Genomic DNA, 14,868 nt, shown 5'->3' on the forward strand with positions numbered 1-14,868 from the left:
CCACCACCCTTGACCTTCCCCGGCCGCCCGGTCCTGCTGGGCGGCCTTTCTCTTGGATCCTGAAGATGAGCCAACGTCGCCCGCACTACAGCGCCTCCAGCGACCTATGGGACGAACCTCTGCCGTCCGAACTGGGGATGTACATCACCCTGGCCGCCATAGCGGTGGAGTTCGAAACGGACCCTACCTCGGTCGCGTGTTTCGATCTGCGCGTCGTCGAGCGCTGCAAGACGGTCTGTAAGCAGTTTGAGTTCCACTACGGCAAGTGGATGGCGCAGAACCCGCAAGCCGTCTCCGACATGGGCGAGCGGCTCATCGGCAACCGCGACATCATCAAGCCGCACCGGCCGTGGCGGCCGGAATGACCCGCGCTCCCGCCGCCCCCAAGAACCTGCGCATCGGCCTGAAGTGGCGCGACGGTCGCCCGCGCTGGGAGCCGTCGCCAGCGTCGCGCAAGGTCGGGATCAAGGGCCTGGACCTCAGGACAGCCACCGGCGCCTGGATGGACCGTGGCGCGGCCATCACCGCCGCCGACGCCCGCCAGCTGTGGGCCAGCCTGGTGCGCGAGGCCCACGGAGACGACGCCTCGGCCGAACAGGCCCGCGCCGACCTGCGCCTGGCGCTCGACGACCTGCCCGCCCCGCACGAGGTGAACGACCATCACGCCCGCGCCATGATCCAGGATCTGATCGACCAAGCCCGGGCGCTGGTCGATCGCCGCGACGCCGACGCCGGCGTGCGCCTGGCCGGCGGCCCGCGCACGGTCGATGCGCTGGGCGACCTCTACTTCGATCCAGACAGGGTCAAGGAACATCGCCTCTCCGACAGCACCATCCGCGTCTACAAGATCCACTCAAAAAAGGTGCGTCTGAAGTTCGGCCGCGACCGCGTCGACAGTCTCACGACCGGCCAGCTGCGCAGCTGGTACATCAACGAACTCTGCGAGAAGCACAGCCTGGCGACGGCCAACCTGATCATGAGCACCTTTGGCTCGATGCTTCAGTTCGCCGTCTATGAGGATTGGATCAAGCAAAGCCCGGCCGTGAAGCTGGGCATGAGCAAGCCGGCGGGCCGCCGGGTGTTCTGGTCCAACGAAGAGACCTCGACCTTCCTTCCCTGGTGCGACGAAAACGGTTTCGCAGACGTCGCCGACGGGATCACCACCATGCTCTGGACAGGCGCCCGGCCGATCGACGTCTGCCTGTCCGATCTCGATGTCCTGGGCGGTGACACCTGGCGCTATGTTCCTCAGAAGACCAGGAAGCGCGGCCGCGAGGCGCTGGCCGGGCTCATGCCGCTGGTGCAGGCCCGCGTTCAACGACGTAAGGCTCAGACGGTCACCTCTCTCCAGCGCGCCTTCCTGGTCACACCGGACGGCGACCGACACACGACCACGAGCCTGTGGAAGCGCTATCTGGAAGCTCGCGGCCTAGCCGTCGCCGCCGGCGCGGTTCCCGCCACCATCATGGACAAGCAGCTGCGCGACTGCCGCGACACCTGCATCACCAAGCTGGTCGAAAGCGGCACGGCCCTCCTGGCCATCAGCGCCTGGACGGCTCACAGCATGAGCGACATCGAGGAGATCATTCGCGACCACTACCTGGTGCTTCGCGAGGAAGGGGCCCGCGAGACGATGGCCAAGCTGATCGCCTGGGCGGAACGAAACGGGGTCGCCCTCTAGCCAAAGTCGGACGTCCGACTTCCGAAAAGTCGGAAAGGCGCGCCCGAAGTCGGACGCGCCTTTGTTGTATCTGAGGTAATTGGCCGCGAAGTAAACGACGAGGATATGACGCGATTTACGATTCGAGGTTAGCGGCGCGAGCGACCACAAGGTTGCGCTTGTGCGCGGCTCGTGGCGTCTAGGGCCGATGGATCCCTTGGCCGCCGCCCTTTTCTGGCTCGACTACGCCGCCGCCGCCGTGTTCGGCGCGACCGGCGCCCTGGCCGCCGCGCGGCGTAAACACGACATCGTCACCTTCGGTTTCTTCGCCGCCATCACCGGCGTGGGCGGCGGCACCCTGCGCGACCTCTTGATCGGCGCGCCGGTGTTCTGGATCCAACGGCCCGGCTACATACTGGCCTGCCTCGCCGCTGCTTTGGTGGTCTGGCTGATGGGACAGCGCGGCTGGCGCTTCCGGGCCCTGCTGTGGCTCGACGCCCTGGGCATGGCCGCCTACGCCGTGGTCGGCACCGCCAAGGCGCTGAGCCTGGGCGTGCACCCCTTCACCGCCGTGATCATGGGCGTGCTGACCACCGCCTTCGGCGGGGTGGTGCGCGACGTGCTGGCCGAGGAGCCGAACCTGCTGCTGCGCCGCGAGATCTACATCACCGCCGCCCTGCTCGGCGCGGCCGTGTTCGCGGTGCTGCAATGGCTGCACGTGCCGTTCTGGCCGGCCGGGATCGCGGGGTTCGCGGCGGCCTTCGGCCTACGGGCGGCGGCGATCAAGCTGGGCTGGAGCCTGCCGGGGTTCATGGGCGGGGAAGAGAAGCCGTCCTGATCCTTCTCCCCTTGCGGGAGAAGGCGTCGGCGATAGCCGACGGATGAGGGGTCTCTCAGGCTTGAGACGCCTCACCCAGCCTAAAGACCGCACGCGGTTTCGAGTTCTGAGAGACCCCTCACCCGACCTCCCTCCGGGAGGCCACCCTCTCCCACAAGGGGAGAGGGATTACGTATCGAAATCCGGGTGCTGCCGGCTGACCACCGCCACGGCCGAGCCTCCGACCGGCGGACGCACCGGCATGTCGGCCAGATGCTCCATCCAGGCCGGGCGCGCCTCGACGGCCAGCTGAACGACCGGCGCCACCGCCGACGGATCGTCGAAGGCGAAGACGGCGAGGTCGATCTTGTCGTCGCTCCACTCGAAGGTCATGGGCGATCCGCAGGCGGCGCAGAAGCCGCGCTTGATGGCGTCGGAGCTCTGGAAGATTGAGCGCTCGCCGCGGGTCCAGGTCAGGTTCGCGGTCTCGACGGTCACCAGCGCCCCGAATGGACCGCTGAACGCCTTCTGGCACATCCGGCAATGGTAGATCGACGCCCGGCCGGGCTCGCCCGCCACCCGGAACCGCACCGCGCCGCACTGGCAACCGCCGCTCAAGCCCACGAACCCCTCCACAGCTGACGCCGCACCAGAGGCGAGATCGGGCGTGACAGCAAGGGCCGACGCGGTGTCCAACGAATGCAGTAATGCGTTCGAGTTAGTAAATCGTGAGAAAATACAACCGCTTCGTTAGAGCGTACCGATTCCTCTCGTGCAAGACGGAGGGGTCGATGATCGGTTGGCGTGCACTTCTGACGGCGGCGCTCCTCGCCGCCCCCGCCTTAGCCTTGGCCGATCCCTGCGAGGCTCCCCTGCCCGCTCCGAACACCCGCTTCGAAGGCCCCGTGCGCTATGTCGGCGACGGCGACAGCCTGTGCGTCGGCCCGACCAGCGATCCGTCGACCTGGATCGAGGTGCGGCTGGCGGACTTCTACGCCCCCGAACTGCACGATGCGGGCGGCCGGCAGGCCAAGAGCCGTCTGGAGGACGTGGTCTGGCGCCAGTACCTGTCGTGCCGGGCGCTGAAGCACTCCTACGACCGGGTCGTGGCCCGCTGCACGATCGGCGGCGCCGCTGTGGGCGACCTGCTGCGGGCGCGCGGCGGCGTCGAGGGCGGCCGAGGCCGGCGCTGAACTATCTCTTGGGTGCCAGCCGGAAGGTCACCCGATAGCCATCGTGATCCGACAGCACCGGCTCGCTGGCCCCGTCGAAGGTGGCCTCGACCTTGACCGGCGTGACCTGCACCCGCGTCCCGTCGAGAAAGCCGATCAGGTCCTGGGTGTCGAGCCAGGGGGCGTCGCCGTCGTAGGAGATCTGGGTGTCGCAGGCGCCCGGCAAAGCGTGGCACCAGCGGCTGACCACCTCGAACGGATAGTCGGCCATCACATAATCGAAGCGGTCGGGCGCGTGCATGACGTTGAAGTCGCCGCCGACGATCAGTGGCGCGCCCGGCGTGCGGTCCTCGCGCATGAACATCTTCAGTTCGTCGGCCTGCAGGTGGTGGGCCATGCGGTTGCGCGAGCGGGGCACGCGCGAGGCGCCCTTGGAATTGAGATGGGTGTTGGCGATCTCGACCGGGGTCGGCAGGCCCGGCACGTTCAGCGTCACCAGCATCACGCCCTTGTTGGCCAGGCAGTCCAGGCCCGCGCAGTAGTGATAGGCGTGGGACTTCACGTCCTCGATCGGGAAGTTGCTCAGCACCCAAAGGCCGCTGGACCCCCACTTGCCCAGGCCCTCGCCCTTGCGGCGGTAGGCGACGCGGCGATAGTCGGGCTTCTGGCCCTTGGGCCACAGGCTGGCGTCCCGCTGGCCCTTCTTCGGGCCGCGAGCCACGTAGGGGTAGCCGGAGCGGTCGATCAGGTCGCCGATCTCCTTGCGGAAGCCTTCCTGGATCAGGATGACGTCGGGCTCCGTCCCGGCGGCGCGCATCTTGGCAAGCTCGTCGCCGATCCTCTTCAGCGCTTCGCCGCGCCCGGCCTTCACCGGCCAGGGCAGGCCGGCGACGTTGTAGCTCATGACGCTGAGCTTCACCCCGTCGTCAGCGCGCGCGGCAATCGGCAGGAAGGCGAAAGCGGCCGCAAGGACCGTGATCAGCCGTCTCAAGCCGCCCGCTCGGCGATGACCCGGGTCCCGTCGTGACCGGTGACGCGGAAGTCGACGATCTGGCCGGCCGGCGCCTCGCCGGTGAAGGCGATCTCGGTGAAGTCTTCCGCCCGGGCCAGGCCGTCGCGTTCGACCAGGCCCGGCAGCACGCGGCCGACCTGGGCCTGGAGGTGACGCTCCAGGCCGCGCTGGCCGGCTTCGCGCAGGCGCCGAGCGCGGTCCTTGATCACCGGACCCTTCACCGGCGGCATCCGCGCGGCCGGCGTGCCGGGGCGGGCGCTGTAGGGGAAGACGTGCAGGAAGGCCAGACCCGCCTCCTCGACGAGGCGGACGGTGTTGGCGAAGGCCTCTTCGCTCTCGGTCGGGAAGCCGGCGATCAGGTCGGCGCCGAAAGCCACGTCCGGACGCACGGCCCGCACGCTGGCCACCAGGTTCAGCGCGTCGGTGCGATTGTGCCGGCGCTTCATGCGCTTGAGGATCAAGTCATCGCCGGCCTGCAGGGACAGGTGCAGGTACGGCATCAGCCGCGGCTCTTCGGCGAACAGCTTCAAGAGGTCAGGATCGATCTCGGCCGCGTCGATCGACGACAGCCGCAGGCGCGGCAGGTCCGGGACCATGCGCAGGATCCGGCCAACCAGCTGGCCCAGGGTCGGTTGCCCAGGCAGGTCTGAGCCCCACGACGTCACGTCGACGCCGGTCAGGACGACCTCGCGATAACCCTCGGCGGCCAGCTTGCGGACCTGCTCGACCACCTCGCCGGCTGGAGCCGAGCGCGAGTTTCCACGGCCATAGGGGATGATGCAGAAGGTGCAGCGGTGATCGCAGCCGTTCTGCACCTCGACATAGGCCCGGGCGCGATCCTTCAGGCCGTCGATCAGGTGACCGGCCGTCTCCTTGACCGACATGATGTCGTTGACCCGCACGCGGGCCGTGGTCTCGGTCAGGGCGCCGGGGGCGGCCTTCTCGGCGTTGCCGAGCACGAGGTCGACTTCCGGCATGGCGGCGAAGGCGGCTGGGTCGATCTGGGCGGCGCAGCCGGTGACGATGATCCGCGCGCCGGGACGGGCGCGGCGCGCCTTGCGGATCGCCTGGCGGGCCTGGCGCACGGCCTCGTTGGTCACCGCGCAGGTGTTGAACACCACCGCGTCGGAGAGACCATCAGCGGCGGCGCGGGCGCGCATGGCCTCGCTCTCATAGGCGTTCAGCCGGCAGCCGAAGGTGACGACGTCGACGCCGTCCGGGCCCGACATCGTCGTGGCCGGGCCGCCCTCCTCGCCGACTTCCGGCTTGGGGGCAGGGGTGGCCTTGATGACCGTATAGACCGTCATGAGGAAACGAACGCCGCGAAGGCGTCCTTCCAGTCGTCGTGCCAGCGCGACAGGGCCGGGCGGTTCTCGATGACGTCGCCCATGGCCCAGGCCATGCGCTTTTCGTCCAGGGCGCGCGGCACGTCGTTGTCCGGGCAGAGGATGTAGAAGTCGCCGGCGGCGATGCGGGCCAGCATGAAGTGGACGACCTGCTCGCCCGTCCAGGCCGCGTCGGGCTTGCCGCCCGGGCCGCGCTTGGTCATGCCGGTGAAGGTGTAGCCGGGGATCAGCAGGTGAGCGGTGACCTGGCAGTCGACGATCTCGCGCAGGGTGTGGGCCAGACCTTCCGTCAAGGCCTTCACCGCCGACTTGGAGACGTTGTAGGCCGTGTCGCCCGGCGGCTGGGTGATGCCCTGCTTGGAGCCGGTGTTGATGATCAGGCCGGGACGGCCGCTCTCGGCCATCTCTTCGCCGAACACCTGGACGCCGTTGATCACGCCCCACAGGTTGACGTCGAGGATGCGCTTCCAGGCGTCGTCGCCCGAGAAGGCGTCGCCGCCGCCGCCCACGCCGGCGTTGTTCATCAGCACGTCGACGGCGCCGAAGCGCTCGATCGCGATGTCGCGCAGGGCCTCGACGGCGGCGCGGTCGGCGACGTCGGTCGGCACGGCCAGGGCGCCGATGGCTTCGGCTTCTGCCTTGAGCTTGCGGCCGGTGACATCGGCCATGACCACGTTGAGGCCGAGGTCGACGAAGGCCTTGGCCGCGGCCAGGCCGATGCCGTCGGCCGCGCCGGTGACGACGGCCGTCTTGCCGGGCGCGAGGGCGGGATGCAACTCGCTCATGCGCCGGCCAGTTCGGGCAGCTTGCCGGTGAATTCCAGGGCCACCGGACCGGTCATGATCACGTGGCCGTCGGCCTCGCGCCATTCGATGACTAGCGGGCCGCTCTCGAACTCGACGGTGGCGACCCGATCGGTCAGGCCCCGGCGCACGGCGGCGACCTGGGCGGCGCAGGCGCCGGTGCCGCAGGCGGCCGTCAGGCCAGCGCCGCGTTCCCAGACCTTCAGCTTGATGTGGTCGCGCGACACGACGTGGGCGAAGCCGACATTGACGCCTTCCGGGAACAGCGGGTGGTGCTCCACGAGGCTGCCGGTCTTCTCGGCGAACTCGTCGCTGACCGGGGCGTCGACGAAGAACACCACGTGCGGATTGCCCATCGAGACGCAGACCGGGGTGTGCACCCACGGAGCGTCGATCGGGCCGACCTGCAGCTCGACCCGGGCGGTGTCCATCTCTTCCGACAGCGGGATCTGGGTCCAGTCCAGGCGCGGCGGACCCATGTCGACCGTGACGCGCTTGTCGCCGGCCATGACGCCCGACAGGCGTCCGGCGACGGTGTCGAAGGCCACCTCGTTCTTGCCGCCCGACTGCATCAGCAGCCAGGCCACGCAGCGGGTGCCGTTGCCACAGGCCCCGGCCGGCTCGCCGTCGGCGTTCCAGAAGCGCACATAGGCCGAAGCGCCCTCGGCCTTCGGCGGATCGATGGCCACCACCTGGTCGCAGCCGATGCCGCCCTGACCGCGTTTGGCGATCTGGCGGATCTCCTCCACGGAGGGTTCGAACGGCTGGGTGAGGGTCTCGATGACGACGAAGTCGTTGCCGAGCCCGTTCATCTTCAGGAAGGTGCGGCTCATGAGGCCGCTATATAGTGGAAAGCGGTGCAAAATGCACCGCAGCGGGACGACGCAGTGAGATGACGGCCAAGGATACTCGCCAACAGCTGACCCGCGCCATGCAGGAGCGCCGTCTGATGCGCTTTCACCGGCGCTTCGAAGACGGCTGGGTGAAAGGCTATGTGGTCGGAATCGGGCCCGTCTTCATGATGCTCAGCGAGGTCGGCGACCACATCCGGTTCAACGGCTTCGGCTGCTATCGCCTGTCCGACGTCAAGAACCTGCAGCCCGCGCCCTATCCCGAATTCGTCGAAACCGCGCTCGAAAAGCGCGGCGAGAGCTTTCCCGAAACACCGCCCGTGGCGTTGAACAGCGCCAGCGACATCCTGCTCACCGCGAGCCGGCTGTTCCCGGTCGTCACGGTCCACGCCGAAGCCGAAACGCCGGAGGCCTGCCACATCGGCGCGGTCGTCAGCATCGAAGGCGGGGTGGTCTGGATGCAGGACATCGGCCCCGATGCGGTCTGGGAGACCCAGCCCGCCGCGCGACGGCTGGCGACGGTGACGCGGATCGACTTCGGCGGCGGCTACGAGACGGCCCTGGCCCTGGTCGGCGGCCCGCCGCCCGCGCCGGTGGCGCGCGAGCGGACCCCGCTACGGCTGGTCGCCGACAATGGCTGAAGACCTTCGTCTCAGGGCCCGTCTTCGAGCGCTCTATCACGGCGCGTCGCCGACGGCGGTGCGGTTCCGCTACGCCGTCATCCTGATCGACCTGGCGATCATCGCCTTCTTCATCGCCGCGCCGCTGATGCACCACCATGGCGTCACCTTCTACCTCATCGACTACGGGGTGGCGGCGTTCCTGGCTGTGGATCTCGTGGCGCGGGCCATCGCCCACGGCGACATCAGGAGCTGGCTGAAGAAGCCGATCACCTGGATCGACCTGTTCGTACTGGCCACCCTGCTGTTCCCGGCCTGGCTGTTCAATTTCGGGTTCCTGCGGGTGCTTCGCCTGTGGACCCTGGTCAACAGCGAGTTCTTCTGGCGCACGGTGGGCCGGCGCTACGACGACACCCGCATCGAGGACATCAGCCGGGCGGCCTCGTCGCTGCTGACCTTCGTCTTCGTGGTGACCGGCTTCGTCTATACGAGCTTCGCCGGCCGGCACGAGGGCGTGGCCGGCTATGTGGACGCCCTCTATTTCACCGTCACCAGCCTGACCACGACGGGGTACGGCGACGTCACCCTGCCCGGCGTCTGGGGCAAGCTGCTGTCGATGGCGGTGATGCTGGGCGGGGTGTCGCTGTTCATCGGGCTGATCCAGTCGATCCTGCGGCCGCACAAGGTGACCTTCCCCTGCTCCGACTGCGGCCTGCGCAAGCACGATCCGGACGCGGTGCACTGCAAGGCCTGCGGCAAGTTGCTGTGCATACCGGACGACGGGGCCTAGGGACCGATCTTCCGTGAAATCCCCGCGAAAGCGGGGACCCAGGTGTTTTATCGTCGAGCACCGCGCGTTTCAGAAAAAGCCTGAGCCCCGTTGCGCGGGGGTTTTACGGAGGAGAGAGCGGTCCAGCCTGTCCAGGGTCAAAAATGGCCTAGCCAGCGCCGGGAATGGCATTAACGTCCCCCGCCATGCTGACGCTCCGCTCCGTTTCGCCCGCCGTCCTGGCCATCGCCCTCCTCGCCGCCGGCCCCGTCCGCGCCCAGGAGGATCCCCACCTGGCCCTGGAAGGTGTCGAGACGCCCTCGTCGCTCGACTGGGTGAAGGGCGAAAACGCCAAGACCCTGCCCATCCTGACCGGCGACGCGCGCTACCAGGGCCTGCACGACGCGGCGCTGAAGGTGCTGGCCGCCAAGGACCGCATCGCCGCGCCCAGCTTCGTCGGGACCACCGTGTTCAACTTCTGGCAGGACGCCGACCACGTGCGCGGCGTCTGGCGGCGCACCAGCCTGGAAAGCTACCGCTCGGCCGAGCCCAAGTGGGAGACGGTCATCGACCTGGACGCCCTAGCCAAGGCCGAGGGCAAGAACTGGATCTGGAAGGGCGCCGACTGCCGGCCCAAGACCCATGACCGCTGCCTGGTGAATCTGTCCAACGGCGGCAAGGACGCTGTCGAGGTGCGCGAGTTCGACCTCACCACCAAGAGCTTCGTGAAGGACGGCTTCCTGCTGCCCGAAAGCAAGCAGACCGTCGACTGGCTGGACGCCGACACCCTGATCCTGACCCGCGACTGGGGCGCGGGCACGACCACCGACAGCGGCTACGGCATGGTGGTGAAGACCCTCAAGCGCGGCCAGTCGCTGGATCAGGCCGTCGAGGTGTTCCGCGGCGAAAAGGCCGACGTCAGCGCCCGTCCGCACGTGCTGCGCGATGCGGAGGGACACCGGGTGGTGCTGATCGAACGCGCCACCGACTTCTTCCACACTAAGACCTTCCTGCTGGAGGACGGCAAGGCGACCCAGTTGCCGATCCCCGAGCGCTCGTCGATCCGGGGCCTGATCGGCGGCGAGTTGATCCTGACGGTCGAAGAGCCCTGGACGTTCACCCCGCCCTACGCCAACGGCCGGCAGAGGGTCTTCCCCGCGGGCGCCCTGGTGGCGGTCGCGCCCGACCGGCTGTTCCCGATCAAGACCGACGCCAACGGCGACATCACGGTCAGCAACGACTGCAGTCCCTGCCAGATCTTCGCGCCGGGCGCCCGCCAATCGATCGACCAGGTGGCGGTGACCGACCACCGCGTGGTGGCGGTGATCTACGACAACGTCCGCGGCGGCCTGACCAGCTTCAGCGACAAGGGCGAATGGGGCTGGAAGGGCGAGGCCCTGCCGGTGATCGACAACGCCGCCGTCTCGATCGTCGCGACGGCCGACAGCGGCGACCAGCTGTTCTACTCGGTCGAGGGTTTCGTCACCCCGACCCAGCTGAAACTGGCCGACGCGACTACCGCCAAGGCCGACGCCGTCAAGACCCTGCCGGCCCGCTTCGACGCCTCCAAGCTCAAGGTCGAGCAGAAGGAAGCCACCTCGAAGGACGGCACGAAGATCCCCTACTTCCTGGTCAGCCAGAAGGGCGCGAAGCTGGACGGCTCGGCCCCGACGCTGCTGCACGCCTACGGCGGCTTCCAGCTGTCGAAGCTACCGGTCTACGACCCGCTGGTCGGGAAACTCTGGCTGGAGCGCGGCGGCAGCTACGCGGTGGCCAACATCCGCGGTGGCGGCGAGTTCGGCCCGGCCTGGCACGAGGCGGCCCTGAAGGCCAACCGCCAGCGGGCTTACGAGGACTACTTCGCCGTGGCCGAGGACCTGATCTCGACCAAGGTCAGCTCGCCGCGTCACCTGGGCGCCTACGGCCGCTCGAACGGCGGCCTGCTCATGGGCGTGGCCCTGACCCAGCGGCCCGACCTGTGGAACGCCGTGGTGGTTGAAAGCCCGCTGCTGGACATGATCCGCTACACCCAGCTGCCGGCCGGGGCCTCGTGGATCGGCGAGTATGGCGACCCGGCCATCCCGGCCGAACGCGCCTGGATCGAGAAGTACAGCCCGTACCAGAACCTGAAGCCGGGCGTGAAATACCCGCTGGCCTACATCACCACCTCGACCAAGGACGACCGGGTGCACCCCGGCCACGCCCGCAAGTTCGCGGCCCGGCTCGGCGATCTTGGCCAGCCCTACCTCTACTACGAGAACACCGACGGGGGTCACGCCAACGGCGCCGACCCGGCGGCCAACGCCAAGCGCTGGGCGCTGCACTACACCTACCTGTCGCGCCAGCTGATGGATCACTAAATGCGTAGCCTTGTCCTGGCCCTCCTTGCCGCATCGAGCCTGATGACCGTTTCCGCCCACGCCGCCCCCGTTCCCGCCGACACGGCCGCCCGCACCCCGCTCACCGAGCTGGGCAAGGACGACCCCTACATCTGGATGGAGGAGATCGAGGGAGCCAAGGCGCTCGACTGGGCCAAGGCCCAGAACGACCGCACCCTGCCGATCCTGCAGGGCGACCCGCACTACCAGGGCCTGCACGACTCCGCGCTGGCGATCGTCAACGCCAAGGACCGCATCCCGGGCGTGGCCTTCATCGACGACCACGACCTGCGGAACTACTGGCAGGACGCCGACCATGTGCGCGGGATCTGGCGCACCACCACCCTGGAAAGCTACCGCACGGCCGAGCCAAAGTGGGAGACGATCCTCGACCTCGACGCCCTGGCCAAGGCGGAAGGCAAGAACTGGGTCTGGAAGGGCGCCAGCTGCCTGGCGCCGGAAAGCCGGTATTGCCTGATCCAGCTGTCGAACGGCGGCAAGGACGCCGTGGTCGTGCGCGAGTACGACGTCAAGACCAAGGCCTTCGTCGCCGGCGGCTTCGAGCTGCCCGAGGGCAAGCACCGGTTCGACTGGATCGACAAGGACACCCTGATCGTCGCCACCGACTGGACCCCGGGCGAGGTGACGACGTCCGGCTATCCCTATGTGGTCAAGCTGGTCAAACGCGGTCAGCCCCTGTCGGCCGCCAAGGAGATCTACCGCGGGACCAAGGACGACGGCGGCTACGGCGTGTCGCCCTACGCCCTGCGCGACCATGACGGCGTTGTGCGGGCGGTGTTCGTCAACCGTCCGCTCGACACCTTCAACGCCGAGACCCACATGGTGGTCGGCGACAGGACGGTGAAGCTGCCCTTCCCGCTGAAGTCGTCGATCCAGGCCCTGGTCAAGGGCCAGCTGGTGTTCAGCGTCGAGCAGGACTGGGCCGAGCAGGGCCTGAAGACCGGCGACCTGGCCGCCTTCGACCTCGCCGCGTTCAAGGCCGCGCCCGACGCCGCCAAGGCGACGCTGATCCTGCACCCGACCGCCCGCGAGGCGATCGAGGGCGTCAGCGCCACGCGCGACCGGCTGGTGGTGGCCCTGTTCCAGAACGTCACCGGCGGCGCCCATGTCTACGACTTCAAGGGCGGCGCCTGGACCCGCACCAAGCTGGACCTGCCGACCAATTCGACGGTCGGACTGGGGTCGGCCTCCGACAAGGACGACCGCATCTTCGTCAGCGTGACCGGCTACCTGACGCCGACCACCTACTGGCTGGCCGACGCGGCCACCGGCAAGCTGGACAAGGTGAAGGCCGCCCCCGCCAAGTTCGACGCCTCGACCCACGTGGTCGAGCAGTTCGAGGCGACCAGCAAGGACGGCACGAAGATCCCGTACTTCCTGGTCCGACCCAAGGGCCTCAAGTACGACGGCACGACCCCGACCCTGCTCTACGCCTACGGCGGCTTCCAGGCCTCGATGACGCCCGGCTACTCGCCCACAATGGGCAAGCTGTGGCTGGAGCGTGGCGGCGCCTATGTGGTGGCCAACATCCGCGGCGGCGGCGAGTTCGGTCCCGGCTGGCACGAGCAGGGCCTGAAGGCCAACCGCCAGCGGGTCTATGACGACTTCTTCGCCGTCTCCGAGGACCTGATCTCTCGCAAGATCACCTCGCCCCGTCGCCTGGGGATCATGGGCGGGTCGAACGGCGGCCTGCTGATGGGCGTGGCCCTGACCCAGCGCCCCGAGCTCTACAACGCCATCGTCATCCAGGTGCCGCTGTTCGACATGGTGCGCTACAGCCAGATCGGCGCGGGCTCGTCGTGGATCGGCGAATACGGCGACCCGCAGATCCCCTCGGAGCTGGCGGTGATCGAGAAGTACTCGCCCTACCAGAACCTCAAGGCCGGCCAGAAGTACCCCGAGGTGTTCATCGAGACCTCGACCAAGGACGACCGGGTCCACCCGGCCCACGCCCGCAAGGCGGCGGCCAGGCTCGAGGCGCTGGGCTATCCGGTGCTGTATTACGAGAACGTCGACGGCGGCCACGCGGCCAGCGCCAACCTGGCCGAGACCGCCCGCCGGGTGGCGCTGGAGTACACGTATCTGACCCGCAAACTGATGGACTGACCCTGCAACGTCCGTAAACCGGACCGCAATCTCTGGGCGCTATCACGGTACCTGGCCTTCTGGAGGTCCGTGATCAGCGCTCGGGGGGCGCCCGTGAAGATCGACGTCATCCAGGCTCTGCAGCTTTCGCCGGAGGACAGCGCGCGCTGGACCTCGCTCCAGGCGTTGCAGCCGCGCCTCGACTCTCCGTTCCTGTCGCCGCAATGGGCCAAGGCCGTCGCCACGGCCCAGGGCGAAAAGGGCGATCGCGTGAAGGTGGCCGTGATCCGCGGCGACGAGGGCCAGGCTCTCGCCTACCTGCCGGTGCGGGTGAAGGCGGGCGTGGCCATGCCGGCCGGCGCGCCGATGTGCGACTACCAGGCCCTGGTCTCCGAACACGACATCGCCGTCGATCCGCGCCGCCTGCTGGCCGCGCTCAAGGCCCAGCGCCTGGACTTCTGCCACATGCTGGCCGACGACGAGACCCTGGCCCGGCACGGCCGCGGCCAGGCCGACTCCTGGATCGTAGACGTCTCCGCCGGCTACGAGGCCTACGCCGCCGACCGCAAGACGGCGGGCGTGGGCGTGCTCAAGGACATCGACAAGAAGCGCCGCAAGGCCGAGCGCGAGGTGGGTCCCGCCCGCTACGCCGCCATGTCCGAAAGCCGCGCCGACTTCGACCAGCTGATCGCCTGGAAGCGCGAGCAGCTACTGGCCACCGGCCAGACCGACCTCTTCAAGACCGACTGGGTCAATCGCCTGGTCGAGGACATGTTCGCCCGTCGCGATCCGGACTTCGGCGGCGGGCTCTACACCCTGCACCTGGGCGACGAACTGGCCGCCGTGCACCTGCACCTGCGCGGGGCGCACACGATCCACGGCTGGCTGATCGCCCACAACGCCAAGTTCGACCGCTATTCGCCCGGCCTGCTGCTGTTCCAGGACATCCTCAAGGGCATGGACGGCGGCCCCCATACGCGGCTGGACCTCGGCACCGGCGACTACCGCTTCAAGCGCGAGCTTTCCAACGCCCGCCAGACCGTGGTGTTCGGCTTCTACGGCGCGCCCTCGCCGGCCACCTTCGTGCGCTCGGCCGCCTGGGGCGTGCGCCAGGTCGCCGAAGCCCTGCCCCTGGGCCGGATGTCGGCCCTGCCCGGCAAGGCGATGCGCCGCATAGACCTGCTGCGCGGCCTGCACTGAGGGCCCTGAAGGGCGCTCCCCTCTACGTCCGTCATTCCCGCCCTTGTGGCGGGAACCCCTCCATCAGCCGCAAGGGCGGATGGGGCGGCGCGCTCAGCACGCCGCTGGCGTCTCACGTGCGAGCGGAACCAGGG

The 14,868-nt window shown here is 68.6% G+C and carries 14 protein-coding genes; 9 read left to right on the forward strand and 5 right to left on the reverse strand.

Going from position 1 to position 14,868, the window contains the following annotated elements; all coding sequences use genetic code 11:
• The first annotated feature begins 65 nt into the window (after positions 1-65).
• The 3 genes from AC07NS_RS05275 (at position 66) to AC07NS_RS05285 (ending at position 2,498) form a co-directional block, all read left to right on the forward strand.
• Complete coding sequence (locus AC07NS_RS05275; RefSeq protein ID WP_494602004.1) at positions 66-365, forward strand: hypothetical protein; 300 nt, start codon at positions 66-68, stop codon at positions 363-365.
• On the forward strand, positions 362-1,681 hold the full coding sequence (locus AC07NS_RS05280) for a tyrosine-type recombinase/integrase (protein WP_494602005.1): 1,320 nt from the start codon (positions 362-364) through the stop codon (positions 1,679-1,681). The genes AC07NS_RS05275 and AC07NS_RS05280 overlap by 4 nt, the downstream gene beginning before the upstream one ends.
• 187 nt (positions 1,682-1,868) lie before the next feature.
• A complete protein-coding gene (locus tag AC07NS_RS05285; RefSeq protein ID WP_494602006.1) occupies positions 1,869-2,498 on the forward strand; it encodes a trimeric intracellular cation channel family protein in 630 nt (209 codons plus the stop codon).
• 168 nt (positions 2,499-2,666) lie between these two features.
• Here AC07NS_RS05285 and AC07NS_RS05290 read toward each other — a convergent pair whose 3' ends face one another.
• Entirely contained in the window at positions 2,667-3,101 is a 435-nt protein-coding gene (locus AC07NS_RS05290) for a GFA family protein (RefSeq protein ID WP_494602007.1), read from the reverse strand.
• A 167-nt stretch (positions 3,102-3,268) separates the two neighbouring features.
• Here AC07NS_RS05290 and AC07NS_RS05295 point away from each other — a divergent pair, with 167 nt between their 5' ends.
• The gene (locus AC07NS_RS05295; RefSeq protein ID WP_494602008.1) at positions 3,269-3,670 is read left to right on the forward strand and encodes a thermonuclease family protein; all 402 of its coding nucleotides are present in this window, start codon (positions 3,269-3,271) and stop codon (positions 3,668-3,670) included.
• Position 3,671: 1 nt separating this feature from the next.
• Here AC07NS_RS05295 and AC07NS_RS05300 read toward each other — a convergent pair whose 3' ends face one another.
• The 4 genes from AC07NS_RS05300 to dapF are packed head-to-tail and all read right to left on the reverse strand — an operon-like array spanning position 3,672 to position 7,643.
• The gene (locus AC07NS_RS05300) at positions 3,672-4,640 is read right to left on the reverse strand and encodes an endonuclease/exonuclease/phosphatase family protein (protein WP_494602009.1); all 969 of its coding nucleotides are present in this window, start codon (positions 4,638-4,640) and stop codon (positions 3,672-3,674) included.
• Positions 4,637-5,968, reverse strand: coding sequence for a tRNA (N(6)-L-threonylcarbamoyladenosine(37)-C(2))-methylthiotransferase MtaB (mtaB, locus tag AC07NS_RS05305; protein ID WP_494602010.1), 1,332 nt, complete (start codon positions 5,966-5,968; stop codon positions 4,637-4,639). Before mtaB ends, AC07NS_RS05300 begins: the two co-directional genes overlap by 4 nt.
• Positions 5,965-6,876, reverse strand: coding sequence for an SDR family NAD(P)-dependent oxidoreductase (locus tag AC07NS_RS05310; RefSeq protein WP_494602011.1), 912 nt, complete (start codon positions 6,874-6,876; stop codon positions 5,965-5,967). The genes mtaB and AC07NS_RS05310 overlap by 4 nt, the downstream gene beginning before the upstream one ends.
• Complete coding sequence (gene dapF / locus AC07NS_RS05315) at positions 6,789-7,643, reverse strand: diaminopimelate epimerase (protein WP_494602012.1); 855 nt, start codon at positions 7,641-7,643, stop codon at positions 6,789-6,791. Before dapF ends, AC07NS_RS05310 begins: the two co-directional genes overlap by 88 nt.
• A gap of 59 nt (positions 7,644-7,702) precedes the next feature.
• Between dapF and AC07NS_RS05320 the strand changes: the two genes are divergently transcribed.
• The 5 genes from AC07NS_RS05320 to AC07NS_RS05340 all read left to right on the forward strand — a co-directional run bounded on the left by AC07NS_RS05320 (position 7,703) and on the right by AC07NS_RS05340 (position 14,734).
• A complete protein-coding gene (locus tag AC07NS_RS05320; RefSeq protein WP_494602013.1) occupies positions 7,703-8,302 on the forward strand; it encodes a hypothetical protein in 600 nt (199 codons plus the stop codon).
• A complete protein-coding gene (locus AC07NS_RS05325) occupies positions 8,295-9,071 on the forward strand; it encodes a potassium channel family protein (protein ID WP_494602014.1) in 777 nt (258 codons plus the stop codon). The genes AC07NS_RS05320 and AC07NS_RS05325 overlap by 8 nt, the downstream gene beginning before the upstream one ends.
• Before the next feature lie 185 nt (positions 9,072-9,256).
• On the forward strand, positions 9,257-11,410 hold the full coding sequence (locus AC07NS_RS05330) for a prolyl oligopeptidase family serine peptidase (protein WP_494602015.1): 2,154 nt from the start codon (positions 9,257-9,259) through the stop codon (positions 11,408-11,410).
• Positions 11,411-13,555, forward strand: coding sequence for a prolyl oligopeptidase family serine peptidase (locus tag AC07NS_RS05335; protein ID WP_494602016.1), 2,145 nt, complete (start codon positions 11,411-11,413; stop codon positions 13,553-13,555).
• A 93-nt stretch (positions 13,556-13,648) separates the two neighbouring features.
• Positions 13,649-14,734, forward strand: a complete 1,086-nt coding sequence (locus AC07NS_RS05340) for a GNAT family N-acetyltransferase (protein WP_494602017.1) — start codon at positions 13,649-13,651, stop codon at positions 14,732-14,734.
• The last annotated feature ends 134 nt before the right edge of the window (positions 14,735-14,868 follow it).

The sequence above is a fragment of the Caulobacter sp. GW821-FHT10A10 genome (assembly GCF_059415745.1).

Coding starts and splice junctions, on each gene's coding strand:
- AC07NS_RS05275 (WP_494602004.1), top strand. CDS start 66: ATGAGCCAACGTCGCCCGCACTACAGCGCCTCCAGCGACCTATGGGAC.
- AC07NS_RS05280 (WP_494602005.1), top strand. CDS start 362: ATGACCCGCGCTCCCGCCGCCCCCAAGAACCTGCGCATCGGCCTGAAG.
- AC07NS_RS05285 (WP_494602006.1), top strand. CDS start 1,869: ATGGATCCCTTGGCCGCCGCCCTTTTCTGGCTCGACTACGCCGCCGCC.
- AC07NS_RS05295 (WP_494602008.1), top strand. CDS start 3,269: ATGATCGGTTGGCGTGCACTTCTGACGGCGGCGCTCCTCGCCGCCCCC.
- mtaB (WP_494602010.1), bottom strand. CDS start 5,968: ATGACGGTCTATACGGTCATCAAGGCCACCCCTGCCCCCAAGCCGGAA.
- AC07NS_RS05310 (WP_494602011.1), bottom strand. CDS start 6,876: ATGGCGCGAGGCCGACGGCCACGTGATCATGACCGGTCCGGTGGCCCT.
- dapF (WP_494602012.1), bottom strand. CDS start 7,643: ATGAGCCGCACCTTCCTGAAGATGAACGGGCTCGGCAACGACTTCGTC.
- AC07NS_RS05320 (WP_494602013.1), top strand. CDS start 7,703: ATGACGGCCAAGGATACTCGCCAACAGCTGACCCGCGCCATGCAGGAG.
- AC07NS_RS05325 (WP_494602014.1), top strand. CDS start 8,295: ATGGCTGAAGACCTTCGTCTCAGGGCCCGTCTTCGAGCGCTCTATCAC.
- AC07NS_RS05330 (WP_494602015.1), top strand. CDS start 9,257: ATGCTGACGCTCCGCTCCGTTTCGCCCGCCGTCCTGGCCATCGCCCTC.
- AC07NS_RS05335 (WP_494602016.1), top strand. CDS start 11,411: ATGCGTAGCCTTGTCCTGGCCCTCCTTGCCGCATCGAGCCTGATGACC.